The organism is Bartonella sp. B1099 (assembly GCF_944801835.1).
Taxonomy (GTDB): Bacteria; Pseudomonadota; Alphaproteobacteria; order Rhizobiales; family Rhizobiaceae; genus Bartonella.
Genome location: NZ_CALYLN010000001.1, coordinates 325,840 through 350,597 on the forward strand (window position 1 = coordinate 325,840; position 24,758 = coordinate 350,597).

Sequence of the window (24,758 nt, forward strand, 5' to 3'; positions counted from 1 at the left end):
CAAAAGTTAAGAGCACCTTTGCTAAAAAGCAATGTTAACAATGTATTGGTTTGTAATCAAGGAATAGTACATCAATTTTTCACGCGTCAAAGAAACGGTGGCTTGATAGCCCTCAAAACTTATCCTTAACCTATAGTGATACTTCAGATACAAAATATATATGTTAAACGTCAACAAAACACATGGAAGGCATAGCGTAGACATATCCTATATGGACACTTACTTTCATGCTATTCTGCATAAATACAGCCTCCACAACGCATTAACCCTCCACGTCCTTGAACTTTCCTTCTTTTCTTACGATTTTACGATTTAACGTTTTTACGCTTTATCATCTTTACTAAAAAGCAACCCAATGAAACTTTCCCCTATTCCCCTTCAAAAAGCAAATTCCCCCAAAGAACAAACCCTCCCCCCCAAGCCTTGCTCCAACACGCAAAACTCACACAACCTCCACCATAGCCCCTTTATTCTTCTTCATCGCTAACCTGTGGAGGTGGAGGAAGGATATAAGCCCCCGAAAGCCAGCGATTGAGATCAATGGCGCGGCATCGGGGTGAACAAAAAGGATACGCAGACTTTTGAGACATTTGACCACAAATAGGACAAGGATGCGGAGGACGAGTCTCTTTTGGTAAATTGGGCTCTTGTTGCTCAGAGCGTTCTTTTTGGCTATGAAATTTCTTTTGGCTTTGAAACGTCTGCGCCTCTTTCATTAAATTTTCTTCTGTTTTTCTTTTTTCATTTTGCCTTGTTTTATTTTTGCTTTGCACTTTTTGCTGCCTTTCACCCTGCATAGCTCTTACCTTCAAATTTTTCTACGGCATCTCTTCAGTCCACTGAGCGTAAAGTGGATAGTGATAAGCAGTCAAGAGATCGGCAGTTTCAGCCAAAGGCAATCCCACGACATTCGAATAAGAGCCTGCGATATAGACCACAAAAGCCCCTGCTTTTCCTTGGATAGCATAGCCACCCGCTTTCCCTTGCCATTCTCCAGAAGCAAGGTAAGCCTTCATCATAAAAGAGGTTAAGCGTCTAAAACGGACACGCGTTTCAACCAATTTTACGGTTATTTTTCCTTGTTCATTCAAGGCACAAATGGCGCCATAGACCTTGTGCGCCCTTCCAGAAAGGAAACGCAAACATTCATAAGCCTCATCCTCCCCTTCTGGTTTGGGAAGAATGGTGCGCCCCACCGCCACCACCGTATCAGCCGCCAAGATAATCGTTTTCTGCCCAGATAATTTTTTTGGAACGTTTTGCAATTTTTCTTGAGGGTTTTGATTTTCTTGGGATTTTTGAGCGTACCAGCGCAAGCTCTCTTGCGCTTTGAGTGCTTTTTCTTTTGCCAAACGTTTGGCAAGGTTTGCGGGATGTTCTTTTAATTTTGGTGTTTCATCAATATCGCTTGCATAAACCTGTTGGGGCTCAATGCCCATTTGCGCTAAGAGCATTAAACGCCGTGGCGAAGCGGAGGCAAGCACCAAATGAATTTCTTCTCCCAAATGCATTTTCCCCCCAAGAGTTTGTGCCCAACGTTTTTTCCCCCACTCTTTTATAATTTTCATTTCCACCCCTTTTACAATCGGCTTATTTTTTCCCCCATATTAAGCGCCATGGGTCTCCTTATTCTTTTTGTGCACTGCCCTTAATTCTTTTTGTATACTTTCCGCACTGATTTTACACTTTTTCAAGGTCATTTTAAACATTGCTCTTTTCTGACGCAGAGAAAGTCCCTTCAAGGACTGTTAAAAATCACAGAAAGAATATTGTGACTTTTACAAAAAAGCGCCCCCCCTCCATAAGGCTACTTATAGCGGTATGTAATGCGTCCTTTTGTCAAATCATAAGGGGTCATTTCGACCATGATTTTATCACCGGCTAACACGCGAATACGATTTTTTCGCATTCTTCCAGCGGTATGTGCAATAATTTCATGATCATTTTCGAGTTTTACACGAAACATCGCATTTGGTAAGAGTTCGGTAACGATACCCGAAAATTCTAAAACTTCTTCTTTTGACATAAACAATAATTTCCTTTACAATGCACATATTTTGTTAAGCTGTGCGTTATTTTCCAGCGTTCATACCCTATTTTCTCAAATTTGTGAATAAAAATTCCACAAAAAGGGGAAGGTTTTTCCAGTTTTCTCTTTTCTGTTCTCAAAAAACCGCACCTTCCATTTTGAGCATTCCAATTTCACTCCCTCAAATTTTACCTGCCAATTTTTTTCAATTTTTAGAATGATCTTGGTTTCAGCATGACAAGAAATGACACTCAATCCCCCCCAATTTTCTCCCTCCTATTCCACACCATGCCACAAGCCCAAACCACATCCCAAAAGCTTGCACAATACATCAATCCCCACGGCTTAAACGTCCCTCATCTTTTTACAGATACACGTTTTTACATTTTACCATTTTTAAAGAAATCTGTAGACTAAACTGCCGATAAAAAGACCGATTGACTTGCCCCCACAAGACAAAACTTCCCTTCCCGCACCACTGCGAAAACAAAACTTTACAAACGACAATTCAGCCTCTTGCCCCGCGCGCTATCCCAAATCGCCTCCTCAAAAACATGGAACAGACAGGACCAAACACGCCTCATTCCCCATGCTGATCACTTCATGTGGTCCAGATCACTCCCTCTCAGCGAGAATACTTCATAAAATACGCCTTGCTCTATCCCGAATGACTCTCTTCACCACTCCGTAAAGAGTGTGTTTTTAGGGCATAAGAGTATAATTCTTGAGCTCCAAAAAATATTTTCACCTTCCCAATATTTTCATTTTTCTTGCCAATTTTTTGAAATTCCTTTATTAGTTAAAAGATATTTTGATTGTCTACGCACCGATCAAGAGGGAACTAAAAGCCCTAAACCCTAGCGTATAATTGAACCCATTCTTGTGGGTATCCCGGGATTCTGGGAGTTTTTGCACTGTCCAGGTGCTTACCAGCACTAAAAGCAAAAAAACTGACTCGGATTCAGTACTTGTTACTCCCGGAATACCAATGCGAGGGCGCTCGCAACTGGAGAGGGGCTTAACATGCAAACCAGAAATTCACAGTTTCAAACCAAAAACCCGCATTTTATTGATGTTTCTGATCAAGCAAAAGAATTCATCAAAGACGCATTGCCATAGGGCTTTCTCAAAAGGCATTAGGAAGCTTTTTAGGGGTGAGTTTCCAACAAATTCAAAAATATGAAAAAGGTTTAAACCGTGTAAGCGCAAAATGTTTATTGGAAATCGCTCAAAAACTAGCAGTTCCGATGAGCTTTTTTTATGCGGATATTGTGACAGCAGATATTATCTCAAAAGACCATCACGCACACGATGATCAATATACCTATAGTGCAAAAGAACACGCTCTTTTAAAAAATTTCAGAGAGCTTCTCCGCAAAAAACAGCAGGCAATTTTTGGGCTCATTTCTGATTAGACAAAAGCGCACAGAAACATTCTTCGCTCATACTATCCTTTTCAGTAAAATTTATGCACCTCTCAAAGAGAGTGTTTCATAAAACACGACAGATAATGCCACTCTAAAATATTCTTAATTTCTACGCACTTTCAAAAAAGTTCCCAACCATCATTGCTCCACAAAGCACCAAATAATCCCGCTTCTCCCCCCCACACACATAAGACAAAACCGCCACCCCGAGCACTTCTGTAAACAAAGATCTGCAAACGACCAACCAACCTCTTACCGCGCGCGCTATCCCAAATCACCTCTTCAAAAACATGGAACAGACAAGACCAAACAATCTCTATCCTCCGCGCTTTTTCATGCATCCCTTCGCACCACCGCCTCTTATACAGGACCATCCTAACCTACCCATACACACTTTCCCTCTCCTCCCTTCCATCCTCTCGTCCCCCCACACTTACCTCTTCCTCTCCTTCCCAACTTCTCCCTCCTCCAATCACGCCTCCCCTTTTCATCCCAGCTTGTCTCTCCAATCACAAACTCTTCACCCCAATTTTCTCCCTCCTATTCCACACCATGCCACAAGCCCAAACCACATCCCAAAAGCTTGCACAATACATCAATCCCCACGGCTTAAACGTCCCTCATCTTTTTACAGATACACGTTTTTACATTTTACCATTTTTAAAGAAATCTGTAGACTAAACTGCCGATAAAAAGACCAATTAGCTTGCCCCCACAAGACAAAACTTCCCTTCCCGCACCACTGCGAAAACAAAAGTTTACAAACGACAATTCAGCCTCTTGCCCCCGTGCGCTATCCCAAATCGCCTCCTCAAAAACATGGAACAGACAGGACCAAACAATCCCTATCCTCCGCGCTTTTTCACGCATCCTTTCGCACCGCCGCCTCTTATACAGGACCATCCTAACCTACCCATACACACTTTCCCTCTCCTCCCTTCCATCCTCTCATCCCCCCCCACTTACCTCTCCCTCTCCTTCCCAACTTATCCCCCCTCCAATCATGTCACCCCTCTCCATCCCATCTTGCCCTTCCACTCACAAGACGCTCTTCTCCAGTCACGCCTCCCCTTTTCATCCCAGCTTGTCTCTCCAATCACAAACTCTTCACCCCAATTTTCTCCCTCCTATTCCACACCATGCCACAAGCCCAAACCACGCCCCAAAAGCTTGCACAACACATCAATCCTCTACTCTTTTTTGCACATTTCTGTTTTCACGCTTTTACAGATTTACAGAAATATCTGTACAAAATGATGATACGACTACGTTTTTAAAAAACGCCTCTAAAACCTCGATCCCATTTTCACTTCAATCCCCCCACTTTAATTTCAATCATAGAGATAAACCGGTTTATTATTTTATTGACCAGCACAAAATCTTACACGCCCATTTGGGTGATCAAAAGGGGTCATAAAAAGCATTTTTACAATTTTTGAGAGAATCTTGCCCCACAAGCGGTGCTTTTCTTAGAATGAACAAAAATCCATTGAATGGCTTCACTCTCAGAAAGTTATACATGAGAAAACTTTTTGATTTTCGCCTTCAATATTCACAACGATAAATTGTTTTTCTACGTCAATGTTTTTTGTAAGGAGCATCATCAAAGCGCTCATGCTTTTCTAAAACAAAGACTTCACAGAAAAAACATCAAAAAAGCAGATAAAAAAAAAGGTTCGTCTCTTATAAACAAACCTCAGAGAAAATTATTGAGATAACTTTCAAAATTTTAAACTACTCCCTCTAAAAGTATCTAAAATACTTCAGAAGCACCAAAATGAATACAAAGGGTTATTTAGCACAAAGTAAAAAAAAATCAAGAACAAAAAATTTTTATCGTTAATGCACCCTTAACAAACGTGAGCTTTTTTTATCCCCACCACCGCTCGACAATCCAACGGTTCGCCCCCTCTTCGAGCGAATCCCTCCATAGCATTTAAAAATAGCGCGGATTTAAAAAAAAATTACCCCCCAAAAAGACGACAAACCAAGTCTTTTTTTTAAGATCAATCGCAAATAGGCATAAAAGCCAATTTCTCGATACAAGATCGCTTTGAGGAGATCAAAAATCTTGATGAATATCGCCCCAGTACACTTGATGAATTATCCCCCGAGTAAAAAAGAAGCGGATTTTTTTTAACATCTCCGCCTCTTTAACCGTAAAATTATGATGAGGAATAATTAAAAAAATTCAAGACTATGAAGGGAACCAATTTGATAACAATTCATACCTTACAGGGTCATCAGCGCATTGTCCTCCCCCACATTCCAATATGGTCGAAATCAAATTTGCCGCGATTAAAAACACAAATAAGAAACTTGCCGTTTTACTCAAAATTGGCAAAGGAGAAAATTCTTTAAACTTGTATGCCAATTCGCCTAAAATCATGACGAATGCCACAGCAAAGATACAAAGGACAGAAATAATGAAAGCCCAAGTATAAAAATGCAATCCAAAGAACGTTGAACCATATCCCAGATCATCAGGTGTGATATGCAAAAATACCTGCCGAGCAGCAACAGCACTGGTGACCATACAACCGATAATAACCATCCCATAATGGGTATTTTTCACCCTATGGTGAATATTGAGCAAGAACCCACATCCAGCCAGCATCAATCCAACGCGTTGCAGCAAACAGAGGGGACAAGGTAACTCAAATTTTACCAATTGATAATAAAAAGCGACCACCAAGACAATGGACAATCCAATCAGTCCTAGTATATTCATAAAAATGACGAAATGAGGATTTTTTTGTTCAACATTTTCCATGGCTATTCTCTCAAAAAGATAAATTCAAAGTAGAAGTTGCGTGATGATTAAAAGTTAGAAGAATAACAACGAACAAAATAGCCCACAAAGCATAACTTATATTTTTTTTGCCATACACCGTTGTTATTGCAGTGCCTAAAGCGATTAAAAATGGAAAAAACATAACTTTTAAATCTCCTTTCTTAATATTCGGTGTTTAACTGTTCTTTCTTATTATGAGCGTTCATACATATTAAAAAATTGGGCAAAAAAGAGACCATGGATTTATTTTCACAATTCATCCTTCACTTTGTAGTGCTGTTATCTTTATGGTCTTATCGTTACATTTATATGAAGAAATGATGAAAGAGATCATCGCCTAAAAGCGCCTCTTAACAAAAATTAAAGCGTTGATTATTTGCGTTCTTTGATCTCAACAATGATTGAAAAAGCCCCTCCCCCCATACTTAAACAACCAAATAAAAATCCTTTGAAAGACAAGATATTCCTTTGTACTTTTTCTGGAAAAATATCCTTATTTACAACGCAGTTATGCCATAAAAATCTCTTTTTATCATAAACAGTGTTTCAAATTGCACCATATTGTAAAGTATATGGGAACGGTATTCATTTTAGCAACAAAAAATGAGACATTTTCTAAAAACCTTATAGTTTTCAAAAATTTTTCCAGAATATATTTTCAGCCTGTATTTTTTGCTTTTTGCTTCAAAGTACATTTTCTTTAAAGTACAAAAGCATTCTTAAAGTAAAAGCCACTCTCGCTGGTTTCAGCTCTCCCCCTCCAACATATTGAACAGCAAAAAGCTCAAAGGACAGTATTTTATGCGCTTGAAGAGGGTATTTTTGAACTTCTGTATTTGCCCTTTAAATTTTGACCTTTCAATCTTATTTTAAAAAAACTATTTCTCTGCCATCAATTGGCTTTGCAAAGAGATTATAAAACTCTTACAAAACGAATGATAAAGAATCGCCTTGAACCTTTGAAAAGGATAGAGAATGATGAAGAAATCATGTGATGTCGGGATTTTAATGGGGAGCCAATCGGATTGGCAAACGATGTGCCATAGTGCCGATATTTTGACGGCTCTTGGCATTTCTCATAGTTCGCATATTGTCTCAGCCCACCGCACTCCTGAACGCCTTTACCAATTTGCCAAAGAAGCAAAATCGGCAGGTTTTAAAATTTTAATTGCTGGTGCTGGGGGTGCAGCCCATCTTCCTGGAATGCTGGCAGCGCTTACGCCGCTTCCTGTTTTTGGCGTTCCAGTGCATTCACAATCTCTCTCTGGTCAAGACTCTTTACTTTCAATCGTGCAAATGCCAGCAGGCATACCGGTTGGCACGTTAGCCATTGGCAAAGCAGGGGCAATTAATGCCGCCCTTTTAGCTGCCGCTGTCATGGCGGTTTATGATCCTGATCTTGCCCAACGCTTAGAAGATTGGCGTCAGCAACAAACCACCAATGTCGCCCTAACGCCTACGGAGGTTTAAAATGACACTGTCTTCCAACATCCCGCCATCCAACGCCTCCCCATCCAGCACCACACTCTCCAACACCGCGCCATCCAGCATGCTCCCTCCAGGCAGTGTCATTGGTTTAATCGGCGGCGGACAATTAGCACGCATGCTCGCCATAGCGGCCGCAGAATTAGGATTTCGAACGGTTATTTTTTGCCCTGAATCTGATTGCCCAGCCGCTCAAACAGCCAATAAGCATATTGTTTCCTCCTATGATGATACATCAGCCTTAGATGAATTGATTGCGCAGTGTGATGTTGTCAGTTATGAATTTGAAAATCTTTCGCTTGAAACGATTCAATATGTAGAGGAAAGCAAGCCTGTTTATCCTTCTTCTAAAGCCTTAGAGATCGCACAAGACCGACTTTTTGAGAAACAATTTTTACGGGATCAAGGGATTAGCACCGCCTCATGGCATGCTGTTGACGATTTTTCTTCTCTTGTTTCTGCTCTTGATACCTTAGGGGGCCGTGGTCTTTTAAAGACACGTCGTTTTGGTTATGATGGAAAAAATCAGATCAAGCTTGATCATCCCGATGAACAAACCTGTAAAGAAGCCTTAGAAACTTTTCAAGGACAGCCTTGTATTTTGGAAGAGATCGTTCCTTTTTTATCGGAAATTTCGGTTCTCTCGGCGCGGACAAAAGAAGGGACGCATATTTTTTATGATTGTCCTGAAAACCAGCATCAAAACGGCATTCTTCATAAATCCTTTGTTCCCTCTCATATTCCCCTTGAAGTGCAAAAAGCCGCGCAAAACATCGGCGTTACCGTAATGGATGCTCTTCATTATGTAGGTGTTCTTTGCATTGAATTTTTTGTCTTAACGGATGGTCGTCTTTTAGTGAATGAATTAGCCCCGCGTGTACATAATTCTGGTCATTGGACTCAAAAAGCCTGCATCACCTCACAATTTGAGCAGCATATACGTGCGATTTGTGGTCTGCCCTTAGGCAGCCCCTATCGCCATAGTGATTGCCAAATGACCAATCTTCTTGGGAACAATTTGAACACTTTAAAATATTTTCTTACACAAGAGCACACTTCGATCCATTTATATGGCAAACGCACTGTCCAACCCTATCGCAAAATGGGCCACGTCATTCAATTAACGGGACCAGCGAGCAAATCTTAACCTCCCTATACAAACGTTTTCCCATTTTTCCGAAGTAAAAAAACAAAAACCTCCGCGCGCACCGCGATCCAACGGCTCAGCAGCAATGCCTCTAACCCTTGTCCCCCCTCACGGTTTTCTCTCCTCAAAATTCCCTTCTCCTCCATGCCTCCCTCTGAAAAAAACAAAAAAATGTACCATTCAACAATCCAACAGTGCCTTCCCTTTTCAAAAATATCCCTCCACGACTTAAAACCATCCACTACCCCACTCAGTTTTGCCTTTTCTCCACCTTTTCCAACATCCTTCTTCCCCCATCCATACCCTTTTCATTCCAACCTTTAAGGAATAGACTTACCGCTTGCGCCCACAGCAAAAGCACTCTTACAATGCGCTCTTCTTGTCTCACGGCTGTCCTTATGTTCATTTTTTCACAGAGAAATGCCAAGCTTCACGCTCCATACCGAACATCTATGTAAAAGATATAATTATAAGTACTAAGCTTATCCATCACAGATAACATCCACGCGAATTCAATACAAGATATTGATTTATAATGATAAATAATCATCTTTTAACTTGAATCATCCCCCCAGTAGTGTAAGATTTTTTCATCGTCATCTCTCTCATATTGAATCAATTAATATCACTTGCTTACACGTCGAAAGTAGAGCGAGTGTATGAGTAAAAATGTGGACAGAAAGGAATAAAATACCCCTCCTGAATCCTCTCAAGTACCAAAGGCTGTCGCAATATTTTAAGACTGGTAAAGAGTGTGATGGTGTATAACCTTTGTCATCTTTTCGAAGGCTTTAAACGCTCCTCTTTGCTTCATTTAGCGAGAAAGCTTAAAACTAACAGATTTAAATACTCTGATACACTAAAAGAAAACAGTAAAATTAGCGTAATTTCTAAAACAACAGCTATTTAAAAATCATTCACTTTAATATCTATCAACCTTCTGTATGTTTATCGCCTTCGTTCTCACCTCTATAGGCCTTATTCACATTTAAACGCCTAACGGCTCTCAAGGACGAAGAATCCCATGTCGATCTATCCACAATCGAACTTCCCTTAAGCAAGTTCAGACGACTTGCACACTACATATTAAATGCCTCTACACCTGAGGATCAGTCATAAAGATAATTGTATGCACAAACGAATCGTTTACACAGTGAAATGAAGGATTGTACATATCTAATTAAGTAATAAAGGGAAGATGTGCAACAAACATTGCAAATCGCTCATATTATAAGCCTAAAAAGTACAGAAAATCTTCTTTCCATGTAACAAAGAGTAGCGTGAAAACAGGATCGTTAACTTTAACAGAACAAAACATTCAAGAAATAAACTGATATCCACATGACAATACAAAAACCAAACGTATCAAGCACAGCGTCAAAAGAACAAAGTGATACATGCTCTCAATGGGATTTAGTCCTTGATATACAAAAAGAAGTTAAGGAAACAATAAAATATGGTGTTGTTTCAAAGAAAGAATTTATACTCATCATTTTTATAAGCATTTGTATATACATTTTCCTTGCAGTAACAGGCAATGCAGATAAAGCTCAAATGGATGCTATAACTGCAATAGGGCTGATATGCTCATTAATTCTTTACGTTTCAATACCCATCTCTTTGGTGCTCTACATCATGGTAAAAAAGAAACTGAAAAAAGTAATGAAGCAACTGGACGAAATCATTGCTAAGCCAAATCCAACAAGGAGACAAAAATGACTGAAGCTATAATATTAGGGCAGATTCTAGGAATTATTTGTGGTTGTGGTATAGTAATATTATCTGTTTGGCTTTTTTATTCTTTTCTTAAATATCGAAAACTGTACCGTAAAGCACTTACAGGACGAGACCTAGTAATCAAGCATGTCACAAAGATTGATTAAGTCATAAAATCGTGAAACATATGATTTATTAAAAAGCGATAATTCTTATTTTCATATTTTTAGACTTCCTTGATGTAATTACAGTTTCCATTATTCAAGGTATTAAGCGCTTCATTAGGGAAGTATTTGAAACTTTAAGCTTAATATTATACATCCTATGTCAAGGGACAAGGAGCAATAATTTCCCAATGGGGAATAACTGTCGACGACACTTTACAAGAGCTGAAAGTACAGGGAGTGAAAGAATTACAGACGAAAAGCATTAAAAAACATAAAGCGATAAATTATGATTTTTATTTTAGCAAACATGATTTTTACTTTTGCATCTCGTGAGACTTTCTTCTCTTTCAACAGCATCAACTTTAAGTAAGGGTTGTTGTTTTCAAAGCACATAATTGTTTCATATTTTCTTTCCTCTTTTTTCTCCTTTCCAGATCAATTTTCTTCTCTCATGCCCCCAGCTTTTTTTTAGTATTTTTCCATCTTTTCTTTAAGTTTATTCAGACAATGAATAATCATGAAATGATAAGACGCCTCAGGAACCGTGAATATCCATTGATTTTATACCCTATTTTTATGGCATTTCGCACAAAGTCTTCCCTTATCGTAAGCCTCCTTTGTTTATGCAATAGACTTATCACACATAAGAAACAGTTTTCTCTCTCTTATCTCAGCAATATCATTCATCAAGCCCCTCAAAACAGCGCTTTACAAAGCAGCAAATTTTTCGCGCTTCAAGCATCTTTCAAGAGCCACGAACAGCGCCGCCACCCTTTAGCTCTCCTGTGTCTTACAAGCTTCATAGCCCTGCTCTTTTAAAAACATCACCACGCCCTTAAAAGCCCCCCACTATGGAACAATCCAATGGCGCAACAACGCGGCCCGAACTCTTCAACGCCCCCCTGACAGAGCTTATTTGTTCAAAGCTGAGAAGTTTTTAGCTTATTTTCACGCCTTATCCGTCTTTTGCTCAAATATTTTGTCCTTCAAAGCAAGCATCAAGCCCCTTTTTGTCGCAGAGAGACCCTTGACAAGAGTAAGTCTTCTTGTTAAATTCTCTATCACTTTTTTTGCAATTTTCACTTACTCATTGTGCTAATGAAGTGTATTGACGCGTGCCTTAAGGGTGCGTTTTTATTTTTATGATCACAGTGAAAAAGTGTAGGGTGTTGTATTATGATGCAATGATACGATCATAAGGCAATATTCATATGCCGTGTATTGTTTTATTGTTGTTATGATATTGTATTATGTAAACTGTTTAAACGGTGAATAGGATGAAAATTAAAAATTCGCTTAAAGCACTCAAGGAACGCCATCGGAACAATCGTTTGGTGCGCCGTAAAGGACGTGTTTATATCCTCAATAAAACGAACCCACGTTTTAGAGCGCGTCAGGGCTGATTTTTTCAGAGTAAATGTTTTTATGCCTACTTTTTGTAGGCATTTAAAATTTTCTCTTGAATTTTTTAAGGAGTGTAAGTCTGTTGATGACGAGTCCAGTGTTTGATAATATTTGGTGATTTATCTTTTGAGGGCTTGTTGTTATGGATTTTTCTATTTTAAAAGCTTTTCAATTTTTTCCGCGGTGTTTTTTTTATCTTTTTCAGCGCGCTTTTTTTCTTTCTTTGATGGGTATTTTTTGTTTCATTTCTTCTAGCTATGGACAAAATCCTCCTTCACTTCCTGAAGATCGTCCTTCTCCACAGTCGCTTTTACCCTTAGATGATCTGATCCCCAATTCTCCTCCTCCCTCTTCCGCAACGTCCTCTGATTCTGATTCGTCAGTGATGATTCTTGAAGATTTCGACTCAGAGCAGCTTTCCTCTGTTGATAGAGTTAAGCAACGCAAAGAGGCAGAAATTTTACGTTTATTGAAAGAATTAAAATATTGCGCTGATGTTGCAAAAGCAAAAAAGATCAGTCAACAACTTCAACTTTTATGGTCCCAATCGGGGAGTGAGACGATTGATCTTTTAATGTCATGGGCTGAAAATGCGATCAATAATGATGATTATGGGCTTGCGCTTGATTATATTGATAATGCTCTTGCCCTTTTACCTCACCACGCTGAAGCTTGGATAAGACGTGCTTGGATTCACATTCAACTGAGTGATTTCAAACTTGCCATGCTTGATCTCAACCATGCTCTTGAACTTGAGCCGCGTAACTACATTGCCTTTTTTGAACTTGGAGTTACCATGGAAGCGACAGAGCGTCCAAAACTTGCTCTCAAAGCTTATGAAACGGCCTTAAGCATCTATCCACAAATGCAAAGGATTCAAAAGCGCATTGAAACTTTGTTAGACGAACAATCACCGCAAGCTCTTTGAACGGATCATACTTAAAACAAAACCCTTTAAGTCTATTTCAAGTTTGCATAAAACGCGCAGCCCCTTTCAAGCTGAATAAATGAACCCTGCTCCCTGCCACACACAAGCCCTCCACGCCCTCCAACACCGCGCCCTCCAACGCCACGCCCTCCAGCACCACGCCCTCCAACGCCACGCCCTCCAACGCCACACCCTCCGGCACCACGCCATCCAACGCCACACTCTCCAACGCCACGCCATCCAACACCGCGCCCTCCAACGCCACGCCCTCCAGCACCACGCCCTCCAACGCCACGCCCTCCAACGCCACACCCTCCGGCACCACGCCATCCAACGCCACGCCCTCCAGCACCACACCCTCCGGCACCACACCCTCCAACACCACACCCTCCAACACCACGCCCTCCAACGCCACGCCCTCCAGCACCACGCCCTCCAGCACTATGCCATTGGCAATGTTTTTTTTACAACCTTAGAAAATGATAAAAACGAAAGGCATCCCCTGCGTGCCCTCATAATTGAAAGCAGCCTTAAAATACACTTCATAAGACAAAAAACTTCAAAGGTGCTTCGTTTGAATTCAACAAACATCCTTGAATAAGAAATATTCCTCTTCAAGCTTTGCCGGCAAACATTTCCGTAAAACATCAAAATAAAGCCTTGCCTAGAAAGCGCCAATCAAGCTTTCCCCCGAAAAAGCAAAACGCCCATCAAACATTGCCAATGGAAAAAAGTTGCTTCATTCCCCCTCTTCCATCCAGTGTTTTTTTTGATTTTTATACTTTGAATAAGCCATCCATCCATTCTTCAGTGCTTCCCCGCCATCACCAGCGAGGGTGTAAAAAATCTCTTGTAAAACTTTATAAAAAATAAAACATTTGCGGTTATTTTATCTCTAGCAGAAGCTGTGAAATTGTTTTATATTAAAGAGGGTGTTCTGCGCTTCTCGACAGGAAATAACGTATTCCTGAGACCTTAGTGATCTCCAAGGGAGCTGTCCCTGATGAAGCCCGTGGGCTTTTTCATATGGCGCCCACCTATTTGTATAGGTTCCCGGGATCAACTTTTTCCATCGGCTGTTGTGGATCACCCTTTTTTGCATCATTTTCCCTCCCCTAAAACTTTTTTCCCCTACACTAAAATTGTTCATGCCCTTTTCTATTGAGACTCTCTTTTCTATAAATCAATAGCTTCTTTTTAAGCGATTAAAATGACGATAAGCTTTAACTTCATGAGATTTGCAACAGCTGATAAAAATAATATCCCCTATCAACTTCATCCCTTCGCGCGAAAGCAGTACAAGAATGGTTTATCGCGTTGTGATGCTTTTTCACAAGAAGAGCCCGCCTTAATTTTCATAAAGCTTGACTTGTTCCACGCCCATGACTCTTAATTCTGAGCAGCGGTTTACAAAATACAAACCATGGCTACAATGGAGACAAGACCAACCGCTAAACAAGTGACGAAACAATGCCCCAAGTTCCTCTCTGTGAAACAGCTTCATCCCTTCGCGCGAAAGCACGCAAGAATGGTTTATCACGTCGTGATGCCCTTTCAAAAGAAGAGCGCACGCTGTTTTCACAGCATGCTTGTTGCCACTTTCTTGAATATCTTGAAAAAAAAGGGACAGATTTTTCACGCCTCATTTTAGCAGGCTATTTTCCCATTAAATCGGAAATTGACCCGCGCCCTCTCCTTGAGGCGATAGCCTCACGCGGAGGACGTTTAGCCTTACCCGCCGTGCTTGATTCGACCACCATGATTTTTCGAGCATTTTCGCCACACACGCAGCTTGAGCCTATGCGTTTTGGCACCGTTGGTCCAGGAGTAGACAATGCGACTGTTATCCCCAATAATATTCTTGTTCCACTTTCTGCGTTTGATCATCACTGTCACCGTCTTGGCTATGGAGGCGGCTATTATGACCGCGCCGTTGAAGCCCTTGAAAAACAAGGACATCATATGGCATTATGGGGCATAGGCTTTTCGTGTCAGGAGGTTTTCTCTATTCCAGCAGCCGAACATGATTTACAGGTTCAAGGAATTTTTACAGAAAAAGGTTTCTTAAAATGTTAAAATGTGATTAAAGCGCCTATGCGGTTTTTATTTTTGGGTGACATTGTCGGTAACACAGGCTGTGAAGTTGTTTTTAAGCATCTTCCTCAACTGATTGAGAAATGGCAGCTTGATTTTGTTGTGGTCAATGGAGAAAATGCCTCTGATGGTTTTGGTCTCGCCCAAGAGACATATCAAGATCTTTTAATGGCGGGTGTTGATGTTGTGACCACCGGCAACCATGCTTTTTCTAACAAAGAAGCTTTACAGTATGCACATGAGAGTGATCGTTTTTTACGTCCTGCCAATTTCTCGAAAGAGACTCCAGGAAGAGGTGCTGGTGTTTTTACGGCTAAAAATGGTGCGCGTATTCTTGTCGCCAATCTATTGGGCAGTGTTTTTATGCCCGATAAAGTCACCGATCCCTTTGAGATAGCGGAAAATATTCTGCTTGCCTGTTCGTTAATGGAACAAGCCGATGCGATTATTTTTGACTTTCACGCAGAGACGACGAGCGAGAAGCAATGTTTTGGTCATTTTCTTGATGGTCGTGTGAGTGTTATTGTTGGCACGCATACGCATATTCCCACCGCTGATGCACAGATTTTAGAAGGCGGCAGTGCGTATTTAACAGATGCGGGCATGTGTGGTGATTACAACTCCTCCCTTGGCATGGATAAAGAAGAACCGTTACACCGTTTTCTTTATAAGACGAAGCAAGATCGTTTTGAACCGGCACGTGGACCTGCCACCCTTTGTGGTTTTGCGGTTGAGATTTCAGACCGCACCGGCTTAGCAGAAAAGGTCTCAGCAGTGCGCATTGGTCCGCATTTAAAGCCGGAAGTTCCAGATTTTTGGTAGGCTTTAAGCGCCCCTTCCTCCAAGCCGCACGCCCCTTCCTTTAAACCGCGCCCCCTCTTTTAAGCCTCTCCCTCTTTAGCCCCGCCCTTTGATGGATCACGCACCCCTCTTCCCTTTTGAAAACTCAGCAAGAGACGATTCTTGCAGCTCCCAATCAATTAAGAAATCTCTCAATCATTTTTACACATTTTTATGAGCGGACATTCATTACATGAGTGAAGGCATTAATATGAGTGAAGGACGATAACGTATAAAAGTGATCACTTTTCCTGTGGATAAAGATAAAGGATGATACAATATCACTATATGCATAAGTATAAATTGTGCTTACTTTAAAAATCTTAAGTTTTGAAAAGTATTTGTTTGTGGATAATAAGCCTTCTTTATTATTTATAATCTCTATTGTATGTTTATCCATCGGTGGTTTAATCTCTACGGATATTTTTCTCCCCGCTCTTGGAGATATGCGTCAATATTACCAAGTGAGTGAATCTGAGATACAGAGTGCGGTGGCCATTTTTTTACTTGCTTTAGCTGTTGGACAACTGATTTATGGACCGCTTAGCGATAATTTTGGACGCAAAAAGACACTTTTGTTTGGTTTATTTTTGTGGTTTTTTACCACATTGAGTATAATTTACACCATTCATATTCAAACTTTTTTTGCACTGCGTTTTTTACAAGGTCTTGGAGCCTGTTCTGGGATCGTTTTAAGTCGCGCTATTATTAATGATTTGATGGATAAAAAGGCCGCAGGAAGGCTTTATTTGGTTATATTTCCTTTTGTTGGAACATCACCAGCACTTGCGCCATTAATTGGGGGGGTGTTATTGCAAGTTTTTCATTGGCAAGCCACTTTTATCTTTTTAAGCCTTTTTATCCTTTCAACCATTTTGCTGTGTTATTTTGTCCTAACAGAGACTCTTCCCCCTATCAAACGTCACTCTTTCACGCCTATAGGAGTCCTTAAGGGTAGTTTAGGCGTCCTTAGAAATAAGCAATTTATTTTTTACGCATTGATACCATGTTTTGCCTATGCAACCTATTTCGCTTACATTGTTGAGTCACCTTTTTTTCTTACAGCTTTGGGCTTACCCAGTAACGATATTGGATATAGTTACATTGGTGTTTCTTTAACCTATGTCTTAGGCAACTTGGTTGCACGAAGATTTCTTAAGCAAGAATCTATGGAACGGACCATTCGACGTGGATATATTATTTTTGTCCTAGGAGGGATATTATTTGCTCTCCAAATCTATGTGAGTCCGTGGCCTCTCGTCACGAGTTTGAGTACCATTTCACTTCTAACTTTTGGCAATGGCTTTTTGTTGCCATTAGGAACAGCGTTAGCGATTTCCTCACATCCGCAAGCAGCTGGAGCAGCATCCGGTGTTATGGGCGCTTTACAATTAGGAAGCGCAGCATTAAGCGCCGCAGTGATTGGAAAACTATCCGGACATAGTCCGTGGGATGTTGCACTTTTATTGGCAATATGTTGTAGCGTGGGCTTTATCATTTATATTCGAAAAGCCAATTATTTTATCACCATAAATCAAGTCAAATAACCAAATTGGGGGGTGAGTAATGCTTAAAAATCTTGATGTCACTTTGCGTGATGGAAGAATTTTCTTTTTCACGAGACGAAATCGTTGAACCTCTTAAAAATCTGACAGCGGCTCAAGTTGAATATATTGAAATCAGCTATTTTAAAGGGTCGTTTAAACCCATGGACAATGTAGATCAAAAGCATTTATAAATTAAGCGTTGCAAGAGAGTAAAATATCTTTAGAGTCAACTAAAATATTTTTAGCGTTAGAAGAGGGATTTGTCACCCTTTAAACTTTACAATAAAAAGTGCGAGGCATTTAAACGATATGAGCATCGTGTTGTTCTTACACCTAGAAAACCAATGGGAAAGATGGGAAAGTTTTGGCTCTTCTTTTAAAAAGCTCTTTTTTAAAAAAGAGAGAGTTGAAGGAGATGGGCGTTATTATCCGTGAAGTTTGAATGCATATGTGGGAGGTTCATTCTGTTATGACGAATAAAATCATCAACAAATTGAGGGAGGGATGATGAAAAAGAAAGTTCTTGTGCTAGCGGGTGATGATGTGGGACCAGAGCTCTGCGATGCAGCACTGATGGTTTTAGAGCAATTTCAATTACCGATTGAATTCAGTTATGGTGATATTGGTTGGGAATGCTGGAAACAAGACGGAGATCCTATTCCACAAGCGACTTGGCAAAAAATCTCTGAAAGTGACGCTGTTTTACTTGGGATTGTGACAGACAAAGGAAAAGAAGTCGCTTTAAAAGAACTTGCACCGCCTTTAAAAGAGCAAAACCTGAGCGATTTTTCTCCCCTCCTTCAACTTCGCCAAAAGTTAAGCTTATTTGCCACGATATGTCCGATAAGATACATCTTTGGTCCGAGAAATCCTTTTCAGTTTTGTGTGATCAGCGAAAAGAGTGAAGGCCTTTGTGCGGGATTAGATTTTCGAGGGATTACGCCTGAAATGTCCGCTTGGTTAACACATCCCAATTTAGCAAAATATGGTCTTGAAGAAGCAGCGTGGTCCGTTCGTTTGCAAACACGCTTTGGTTTAGAGCGATTATTTGAATACGCTTTTTCTTATGCACGTAACCATGGGTTTGGGCGGGTTACCTTTGCGGATAAACTGAATGTGATGCGAGAAAGTGAACAATTTTCTCAAGAAATTTTTGAAAAAATCGCGCAAAACTATCCAGAAATTGAAGCAGATATTCATGATGTTGATGCAGTGGCGGTACGGATTGCAACAAAGCCAGAACGATTTGGTGTGATTGTTGCTGACAACATGTTTGGCGCCATTCTCTCTGCTCTTGCTGCCGGCGTGATGGGTGGCTTGGGGCTTGCAGCGCATGCCCATGTAGGGGATAAGATGACCTGTTTTCAACCTGCTCATGGAAGCGCACCACACCTTGCTGGACAGAATAAAGCCAATCCTTCTGGGATGTTTTATACTGCGGCTTTACTCTTAGAGCATTTAGGCTTTTACGAGGAAGCACACCAATTATCTCAAAGTGTTGATCACGTTATTCGTAGCGGAAAAACGGTCCCCCATGATCTAGGAGGGAGCGCCTCACCCCGTCAAATGGTACAAGCTGTTAGCAATTTTCTTGCAAATCCTGTTTCTTCATATCGTGCTGCGATTATCACGGTTGGTGATGAACTTCTTTCAGGACAATATTTGAATACGAATTTACAAGATTTAAGCCAAAGCTTGGAAAAAAGAAACATTCAAGTCATGCGTCATTTTGTTTGTGCGGATCAATTACAGCAAATCAGTGAGACGATTATTTCTTGTCTTGGACAAGAAGATTTGATTATCATCAGTGGGGGCTTGGGACCGACCTCTGATGATAAGACACGCGATAGCGTTGCTCAAGCTGTAAGACAACCTTTGGTGCATCATGAAGATGTTTGGCGCACAGTAAAAGGTCAATTGGAGCGGTTAAAGATTGCGCCAGATAAGAATAATGCGCGTCAAGCCTTATTTCCGGAAACGGCAACAGTGCTTGACAATCCTACGGGCACCGCGCCAGGATTTTATCTTTCTTGTGATGGTAGCGCGCTTGTTGTTTTGCCTGGTCCTCCCTCCCAAGCTCTTGCCCTTTTAGAAGATTATTTACAGCAAAATGAGAAGAAATATTCTTCACTATCGCGTGCAGCGTATGCTTGGACTTTGATTGGAATTGATGAAAGTACCCTTGCGCATTGGGTTGATTGTCATTTTGCACATGCGCCCTTTGAACGCCATTTTTTATGGAAAAGCCCCTATGTTTTGGTGCAATTGGTTGGTCAATCATCCACTCCCTTGGCACAATCTTTAATCGAAGAATTTGAACATCATTTTCGCTCCCATTTGGTTGGCAGAGAAGTGACCACGGCGTGTCAACAACTCGCAAAATATGCACAGGTACATTGGTTGATCGATGATCCACATCTTTTAAAATATTTTCAGACGCCAGAAAAAAGCACCCAAAATATTCCGCAGATTGAAGTTGCAGTGCGCCTCTCTCCTTCCATTGAGGTGTTAGAAAAGCAGCCAGAAAGCCTTGGCCATGCGACCATAACGGTGCAAATGAAAGGATATGATGATGATCATCTGACGTTCCCCTATACACGACCGCTTTTAGGTGTTGTTTTACAAGAATATGCTGCGTGGTTGGTTTTAAAAAGAGTTTTGCGAAGGGAAAACAGCCAATGAGCCGATCACACTGTTGAAACATTGAAAAGACGCTTGGAGAGAGCGCGCGCCTTCGAATACAGAAACCACGACGAGAGCGCCCTTTGTTTGATGGAATGCGTTTTCCTCTCACCCAAAGCGTTTTATCTCAAGCCGCCTTTAAGAATAAAGGATAAGAACTTTATGATTTTTTAAATGAAGAGGAAGAGATTTTCTTGGGATATTTCTGCGAGGAAAAGGTCAACACCCGCCACCACAGAACCCGCCACCACAGAACCCGCCACCACAGCACCCGCCACCACAGCACCCGCCACCACAGCACCCGCCACCACAGCACCCGCCACCACAGCACCCGCCACCACAGCACCCGCCACCACAGCACCCGCCACCACAGCACCCGCCACCACAGCACCCGCCGCCACAGAACCCGCCGCCACAGCACCCGCCGCCACAGCACCCGCCACCACAGCACCCGCCACCACAGCACCCGCCGCCCACAGAACCCGCCGCCACAGAACCCGCCGCCACAGAACTCCCTTCCTTTAGAAAAAACTATCGAATAATTTATTATGGAGAAAAAAGACTCTTTAAATTTTTTTACACTCACGAGAAATCAACCAGAAGGCTGTTTTCTAGCGTTCACGGGTCACACCCCCTGACCCATTGCAAGCGGCTTTTTTATGTGTATTCCGGGAGTCAAAAACACTGAACCCTAGTCAGCTTTTTTGCTTTTAGCATGTGAACACACCTGGACATGGCAAAAACTCCCAGAATCTCATGTTCCTTATAGACTAACAGATCACTCCCCTTGACCCATTTCAAGTGGCTCTTCATGCGTATTCCGGGAGTCTGAAAGAGCTGAAACTTAACTCAGCCTTTTGCTTTTAGTGCGCGGGGACACACCTGGACAGTGCAAAAGCTCCCGGAATCTCGTGCTCCTTATAAAGAAGGCTCATATTTCAATTTGGATTTTCAGGCTTTGGATTCCCCCTTAAAACTGCATTGTACAACGAGAGCCCGTGTATACTTATTAGATGTACTTATTCATAAAATCATTTCAAAAGAGCAGTAATAAAATTTAAAGGTGTGATTTTTATCGCTCACAAATCAAACTCAAAATTGCCTTCTGTTGCTTAGGCTTGAGTTCTCTAAAACTTTTCAAAAGGGTATGCTCTTCTTTATTAGCAATTTCATCATAGGATGTATTTTTTTCTTTCGTTGAAATACCGGCATAAAAAAAGAAAATAGAAATATCTAAGATATCAGCAATTTCTTGTAAGCGCCCTGCACCAACGCGATTGATAGCTTTTTCATATTTTTGGATTTGTTGGAAGGTTACCCCTAAACGATACCCTAATTCTTTTTGAGAAATTTTCAACATTTCTCTTCTCAAACGAATTCTTTTGCCTATCAAAATATCGTTAAAATGTGGATTTTTCGCTTTCACTTCAGGTTCCCCTCCGGTTGCGAGCGCCCTCGCATAAGTATTCCGGGAGTCAAAAACACTGAATCCGAGTCAGCTTTTTTGCTTTTAGTGTGTGGACACACCTGGACATAGCAAAATCTCCCGGAATTCCGGGACACCCACAAGAGTAGGTTCATTTTTACGCTCGGATTTTAGGGGTTTTTGAATCCCTCTTGGTCGTTGCGTCTACGACCAAAGTTACCTTTTAAGCTATAAAGGAATTTCGGAAAATTTACAATAAAATTTAAAGGAGTGTTTTTTATTGCTCACAAATCAAACTCAAAATTGCTTTTTGTTGCTTAGGCTTGAGTTCTCTAAAACTTTTCAAAAGGGTATGCTCTTCTTTATTAGCAATTTCATCATAGGATGTATTTTTTTCTTTCGTTGAAATATCGGCATAAAAAAAGAAAATAGAAATATCTAAGATATCAGCAATTTCTTGTAAGCGCCCTGCACCAACGCGATTGATAGCTTTTTCATATTTTTGGATTTGTTGGAAGGTTACCCCTAAACGATACCCTCATTCTTTTTGAGAAATTTTCAACATTTCTCTTCTCAAACGAATTCTTTTGCCTATCAAAATATCGTTAAAATGTGGATTTTTCGCTTTCACTTCAAGCCCCCTGACCCATTGCGAGCGCCCTCGCATAAGTATTCCGGGAGTCTGAAAGTACTGAGTTCGAATCAGCTTTTTTTGCTTTTAGTGTGTGGACACACCTGGACATAGCAAAAACTCCCGGAAACCCGGGATTCCCACAAGAGTGGGTTCATTTTATGTATCGAACTTTAGGGCTTTCAGACCCTCTTGGTCGTTGCGTCTACGACCAAAGTCACAAGGTCTATTGATAAAGGAATTTCGGAAAATTTACAATAAAATTTAAAGGAGTGTTTTTTATCGCTTAAGAAATCAAACACAAAATTGCCTTCTGTTGCTTAGGTTTAAGTTCTCTAAAGCTTTTCAACAGGGTATGCTCTTCTTTATTAGCAATTTCATCATAGGATGTATTTTTTTCTTTCGTTGAAATACCGGCATAAAAAAAGAAAATAGAAATATCCAAGATATCAGCAATTTCTTGTAAGCGCCCTGCACCAACGCGATTGATAGCTTTTTCATATTTTTGGATTTGTTGAAAGGTGCCCCCTAAACGATACCCTCATTCTTTTTGAGAAATTTTCAACATTTCTCTTCTCAAACGAATTCTTTTGCCTATCAAAATATCGTTAGAATGTGGATTTTTCGCTTTTACTTCAAGCCCCCTGACCCATTGCGAGCGCCCTCGCATAAGTATTCCGGGAGTCTGAAAGTACTGACCTCGAATCAGCTTTTTTTGCTTTTAGTGTACAAACACACCTGGACAGTGCAAAATCTCCCGGAATTCCGGGAATCCCACAAGAGTAGGTTCATTTTTACGCTCGGATTTTAGGGGTTTTTGAATCCCTCTTGGTCGTTGCGTCTACAACCAAAGTTACCTTTTAAGCTATAAAGGAATTTCGGAAAATTTACAATAAAATTTAAAGGAGTGTTTTTCATCGCTTAAGAAATCAAACTCAAAATTGCCTTCTGTTTTTTTAGGAGAGATCTGTCACACGCTTATGCGCACTCTCCCAAACCATAAGGGAAAACCAGCAATTGATTGAGAAAACGAATAATCCTTGAGATCAAGCCTCCTAAAAATACACCTAAAAACATGCCTGAACGCATGTCCCCAAACAACCCCCGTACGAGATTTGCCATGCTCTTGGGATAAGATCACGCCGTTATCCGTTGAGTTTTGGCACCACATCGGATTTTCTTTTAATCTCTAAAAATCCACAATAAAAAACGTCACCTCTCTCTAAGAACACGCATCCTCTCACTTTTGAATAAAATGGACTTGAAGGCTTCTTTAAAAAGTCATCAGCTACCCCAAATTTCACATACAAAAGAAAGTAAACAAAAACAACGTCTTCGTCCTAACACCATCCCCCTCCAAAGCATCTCCTAAAAATACACCTAAAAACATGCCTTAACACATGCTCCCTCAAACAACAGCTTACAGCATTCATCAGAGAAACAAAAAGCGCACAAATCAAGAACCATCACCCCCCCTACACTGCTCTATGAGAGACATCGCTTATCTACTACTCATAGTGCTTTATCTGCATCCCCATGCACAATACCACTCTTTCTCAGCTTTTAAAGAATGAAGCTACTTTGTTGGTATGACCATCTTTTATCGGTTTTCCTATAGGCTTTTCATGTTCATTTTTTCATCTGTTAAAGAGATTACTCCGCCATTTTCATCAATCCCAATGTCCAAGATTTATGGTAGAATGACGTGGATTGCGAGGTTCTGAAGGATTACAATCCGGATGCTTGTCATTGACAATACACCATTCTATATATGCAGGGTCGTTCTGCAAATCTTCTTCGACAACTTTATTCCCCGCATCTGCTCTCGTTTGAGAAAGTTCATTTTGATAATACCCCATCATAGTCAATAGCAAGCTTAATAATTTCAAAGTCATTTTAATTTCCTTAATACTTATTAAGTTCATAAAAATACATAAGTTATATTAATACTGTATTTTAAATTAAAGTAAACAATAAATATTAAGAAAAATTACTATCATTTTGATATATACTTTTAAATACTTTTCTAATGAATGATAATATAAAGAACACAAATAAGAAGCAATTCAGTCTTATAATTCTGATCGCAAATCCGCTCTGCTATCTTCTCATTTTATTATAATATCCTGGTTGTATGAGATATTTTTCAATCGGGGCATTCGCATTCATACTGAAAACCTTTATGACTCAAATCCATATCATAAAAGCTTGTCATACGACATTCTAACAGTACTTTTCTGACCTCAAGTTTATCTGCTTGTGGTTTTTTCACATATTCCTTTTTTCACACATTCAAAGTCAAGAATAAATCAGAAAATATCCAGCAATACTTGATCAAGCTATGAAATTCAATAATTTCAAACTTTTCTTTCATTTTTCTCTCTTTCAATGGATTTATTTACGATAAAACAACGCGGAAGTTTATTTTTATCCCTTTTTTT

Annotated in this window: 21 protein-coding genes, 1 other RNA gene and 1 pseudogene; 11 read left to right on the top strand and 12 right to left on the bottom strand. The window is 40.5% G+C overall.

Going from position 1 to position 24,758, the window contains the following annotated elements; genetic code table 11:
* Nucleotides 1–467: 467 nt before the first annotated feature.
* The 3 genes from yacG to infA all read right to left on the bottom strand — a co-directional run bounded on the left by yacG (nt 468) and on the right by infA (nt 2,026).
* Nucleotides 468–797 carry a DNA gyrase inhibitor YacG gene (gene yacG, locus NNJ73_RS01365; protein ID WP_254492367.1) on the bottom strand — a complete coding sequence of 110 codons (330 nt, stop codon included), beginning with the start codon at nt 795–797 and terminating at the stop codon, nt 468–470.
* A gap of 21 nt (nt 798–818) precedes the next feature.
* Nucleotides 819–1,568, bottom strand: a complete 750-nt coding sequence (locus tag NNJ73_RS01370) for a Maf family nucleotide pyrophosphatase (RefSeq protein ID WP_254492368.1) — start codon at nt 1,566–1,568, stop codon at nt 819–821.
* A gap of 239 nt (nt 1,569–1,807) precedes the next feature.
* Nucleotides 1,808–2,026 (bottom strand): translation initiation factor IF-1, encoded by a 219-nt coding sequence (gene infA / locus NNJ73_RS01375; RefSeq protein ID WP_004857577.1) that lies wholly within the window; start codon nt 2,024–2,026, stop codon nt 1,808–1,810.
* 1,026 nt (nt 2,027–3,052) lie between these two features.
* On the opposite strand from infA, the pseudogene NNJ73_RS01380 reads away from it, so the two are divergent.
* Nucleotides 3,053–3,444 (top strand): annotated as a pseudogene (locus NNJ73_RS01380) (helix-turn-helix domain-containing protein).
* A gap of 131 nt (nt 3,445–3,575) precedes the next feature.
* Here NNJ73_RS01380 and NNJ73_RS01385 read toward each other — a convergent pair.
* The 4 genes from NNJ73_RS01385 to NNJ73_RS01400 form a co-directional block, all read right to left on the bottom strand.
* Nucleotides 3,576–3,797, bottom strand: a complete 222-nt coding sequence (locus NNJ73_RS01385) for a hypothetical protein (RefSeq protein ID WP_254492369.1) — start codon at nt 3,795–3,797, stop codon at nt 3,576–3,578.
* 319 nt (nt 3,798–4,116) lie between these two features.
* Nucleotides 4,117–4,326 (bottom strand): hypothetical protein, encoded by a 210-nt coding sequence (locus tag NNJ73_RS01390; protein ID WP_254492370.1) that lies wholly within the window; start codon nt 4,324–4,326, stop codon nt 4,117–4,119.
* Between the two features lie 1,327 nt (nt 4,327–5,653).
* Nucleotides 5,654–6,229, bottom strand: a complete 576-nt coding sequence (locus NNJ73_RS01395) for a disulfide bond formation protein B (RefSeq protein ID WP_254492371.1) — start codon at nt 6,227–6,229, stop codon at nt 5,654–5,656.
* 10 nt (nt 6,230–6,239) lie between these two features.
* Nucleotides 6,240–6,392: a DUF5993 family protein gene (locus NNJ73_RS01400; protein WP_012232294.1), complete on the bottom strand. Its 153-nt coding sequence runs from the start codon at nt 6,390–6,392 to the stop codon at nt 6,240–6,242.
* An 833-nt stretch (nt 6,393–7,225) separates the two neighbouring features.
* On the opposite strand from NNJ73_RS01400, the gene purE reads away from it, so the two are divergent.
* The 5 genes from purE to NNJ73_RS01425 all read left to right on the top strand — a co-directional run bounded on the left by purE (nt 7,226) and on the right by NNJ73_RS01425 (nt 13,097).
* Nucleotides 7,226–7,720: a 5-(carboxyamino)imidazole ribonucleotide mutase gene (gene purE / locus NNJ73_RS01405; RefSeq protein ID WP_254492372.1), complete on the top strand. Its 495-nt coding sequence runs from the start codon at nt 7,226–7,228 to the stop codon at nt 7,718–7,720.
* Between the two features lies 1 nt (nt 7,721).
* Nucleotides 7,722–8,882: a 5-(carboxyamino)imidazole ribonucleotide synthase gene (locus NNJ73_RS01410; protein WP_254492373.1), complete on the top strand. Its 1,161-nt coding sequence runs from the start codon at nt 7,722–7,724 to the stop codon at nt 8,880–8,882.
* 1,341 nt (nt 8,883–10,223) lie between these two features.
* Nucleotides 10,224–10,601 (top strand): hypothetical protein, encoded by a 378-nt coding sequence (locus tag NNJ73_RS01415; protein ID WP_254492374.1) that lies wholly within the window; start codon nt 10,224–10,226, stop codon nt 10,599–10,601.
* Nucleotides 10,602–12,042: 1,441 nt separating this feature from the next.
* Nucleotides 12,043–12,168, top strand: coding sequence for a type B 50S ribosomal protein L36 (gene ykgO, locus NNJ73_RS01420; RefSeq protein ID WP_004863016.1), 126 nt, complete (start codon nt 12,043–12,045; stop codon nt 12,166–12,168).
* A gap of 143 nt (nt 12,169–12,311) precedes the next feature.
* Complete coding sequence (locus NNJ73_RS01425) at nt 12,312–13,097, top strand: tetratricopeptide repeat protein (RefSeq protein WP_254492375.1); 786 nt, start codon at nt 12,312–12,314, stop codon at nt 13,095–13,097.
* A gap of 37 nt (nt 13,098–13,134) precedes the next feature.
* Here NNJ73_RS01425 and NNJ73_RS01430 read toward each other — a convergent pair whose 3' ends face one another.
* Nucleotides 13,135–13,539 (bottom strand): pentapeptide repeat-containing protein, encoded by a 405-nt coding sequence (locus NNJ73_RS01430; protein WP_254492376.1) that lies wholly within the window; start codon nt 13,537–13,539, stop codon nt 13,135–13,137.
* A 489-nt stretch (nt 13,540–14,028) separates the two neighbouring features.
* Here NNJ73_RS01430 and ssrS point away from each other — a divergent pair.
* The 5 genes from ssrS (at nt 14,029) to NNJ73_RS01455 (ending at nt 20,260) form a co-directional block, all read left to right on the top strand.
* Nucleotides 14,029–14,189, top strand: a non-coding RNA gene (gene ssrS, locus NNJ73_RS01435) — 6S RNA.
* 378 nt (nt 14,190–14,567) lie between these two features.
* Nucleotides 14,568–15,173: a 5-formyltetrahydrofolate cyclo-ligase gene (locus tag NNJ73_RS01440; RefSeq protein WP_254492377.1), complete on the top strand. Its 606-nt coding sequence runs from the start codon at nt 14,568–14,570 to the stop codon at nt 15,171–15,173.
* Between the two features lie 18 nt (nt 15,174–15,191).
* Nucleotides 15,192–16,013, top strand: a complete 822-nt coding sequence (locus NNJ73_RS01445) for a TIGR00282 family metallophosphoesterase (RefSeq protein WP_254474824.1) — start codon at nt 15,192–15,194, stop codon at nt 16,011–16,013.
* A gap of 365 nt (nt 16,014–16,378) precedes the next feature.
* Nucleotides 16,379–17,578 (top strand): multidrug effflux MFS transporter, encoded by a 1,200-nt coding sequence (locus tag NNJ73_RS01450; RefSeq protein WP_254492378.1) that lies wholly within the window; start codon nt 16,379–16,381, stop codon nt 17,576–17,578.
* A gap of 507 nt (nt 17,579–18,085) precedes the next feature.
* Entirely contained in the window at nt 18,086–20,260 is a 2,175-nt protein-coding gene (locus NNJ73_RS01455) for an isocitrate/isopropylmalate family dehydrogenase (protein WP_254492379.1), read from the top strand.
* A gap of 160 nt (nt 20,261–20,420) precedes the next feature.
* On the opposite strand, the gene NNJ73_RS01460 is transcribed toward NNJ73_RS01455, so the two are convergent.
* From NNJ73_RS01460 to NNJ73_RS01480, 4 genes are all read right to left on the bottom strand, one after another.
* On the bottom strand, nt 20,421–20,726 hold the full coding sequence (locus tag NNJ73_RS01460; RefSeq protein WP_254492380.1) for a hypothetical protein: 306 nt from the start codon (nt 20,724–20,726) through the stop codon (nt 20,421–20,423).
* 606 nt (nt 20,727–21,332) lie between these two features.
* Nucleotides 21,333–21,686: a helix-turn-helix domain-containing protein gene (locus NNJ73_RS01465; RefSeq protein ID WP_254492381.1), complete on the bottom strand. Its 354-nt coding sequence runs from the start codon at nt 21,684–21,686 to the stop codon at nt 21,333–21,335.
* A gap of 277 nt (nt 21,687–21,963) precedes the next feature.
* Nucleotides 21,964–22,194, bottom strand: coding sequence for a hypothetical protein (locus tag NNJ73_RS10070; protein WP_371923243.1), 231 nt, complete (start codon nt 22,192–22,194; stop codon nt 21,964–21,966).
* 1,793 nt (nt 22,195–23,987) lie between these two features.
* The gene (locus NNJ73_RS01480) at nt 23,988–24,212 is read right to left on the bottom strand and encodes a hypothetical protein (RefSeq protein WP_254474832.1); all 225 of its coding nucleotides are present in this window, start codon (nt 24,210–24,212) and stop codon (nt 23,988–23,990) included.
* Nucleotides 24,213–24,758: the final 546 nt, after the last annotated feature.

What these genes read in the sequence shown, in the direction of transcription:
- infA (WP_004857577.1), bottom strand. Translation starts at nt 2,026, where the DNA reads ATGTCAAAAGAAGAAGTTTTAGAATTTTCGGGTATCGTTACCGAACTC.
- purE (WP_254492372.1), top strand. Translation starts at nt 7,226, where the DNA reads ATGATGAAGAAATCATGTGATGTCGGGATTTTAATGGGGAGCCAATCG.
- NNJ73_RS01425 (WP_254492375.1), top strand. Translation starts at nt 12,312, where the DNA reads ATGGATTTTTCTATTTTAAAAGCTTTTCAATTTTTTCCGCGGTGTTTT.
- NNJ73_RS01400 (WP_012232294.1), bottom strand. Translation starts at nt 6,392, where the DNA reads ATGTTTTTTCCATTTTTAATCGCTTTAGGCACTGCAATAACAACGGTG.
- NNJ73_RS01410 (WP_254492373.1), top strand. Translation starts at nt 7,722, where the DNA reads ATGACACTGTCTTCCAACATCCCGCCATCCAACGCCTCCCCATCCAGC.
- NNJ73_RS01385 (WP_254492369.1), bottom strand. Translation starts at nt 3,797, where the DNA reads ATGCATGAAAAAGCGCGGAGGATAGAGATTGTTTGGTCTTGTCTGTTC.
- NNJ73_RS01480 (WP_254474832.1), bottom strand. Translation starts at nt 24,212, where the DNA reads ATGACTTTGAAATTATTAAGCTTGCTATTGACTATGATGGGGTATTAT.
- NNJ73_RS01390 (WP_254492370.1), bottom strand. Translation starts at nt 4,326, where the DNA reads ATGCGTGAAAAAGCGCGGAGGATAGGGATTGTTTGGTCCTGTCTGTTC.
- NNJ73_RS01395 (WP_254492371.1), bottom strand. Translation starts at nt 6,229, where the DNA reads ATGGAAAATGTTGAACAAAAAAATCCTCATTTCGTCATTTTTATGAAT.
- NNJ73_RS01370 (WP_254492368.1), bottom strand. Translation starts at nt 1,568, where the DNA reads ATGAAAATTATAAAAGAGTGGGGGAAAAAACGTTGGGCACAAACTCTT.
- ykgO (WP_004863016.1), top strand. Translation starts at nt 12,043, where the DNA reads ATGAAAATTAAAAATTCGCTTAAAGCACTCAAGGAACGCCATCGGAAC.
- NNJ73_RS01445 (WP_254474824.1), top strand. Translation starts at nt 15,192, where the DNA reads ATGCGGTTTTTATTTTTGGGTGACATTGTCGGTAACACAGGCTGTGAA.
- NNJ73_RS01415 (WP_254492374.1), top strand. Translation starts at nt 10,224, where the DNA reads ATGACAATACAAAAACCAAACGTATCAAGCACAGCGTCAAAAGAACAA.
- yacG (WP_254492367.1), bottom strand. Translation starts at nt 797, where the DNA reads ATGCAGGGTGAAAGGCAGCAAAAAGTGCAAAGCAAAAATAAAACAAGG.
- NNJ73_RS01455 (WP_254492379.1), top strand. Translation starts at nt 18,086, where the DNA reads ATGAAAAAGAAAGTTCTTGTGCTAGCGGGTGATGATGTGGGACCAGAG.
- NNJ73_RS01440 (WP_254492377.1), top strand. Translation starts at nt 14,568, where the DNA reads ATGCCCCAAGTTCCTCTCTGTGAAACAGCTTCATCCCTTCGCGCGAAA.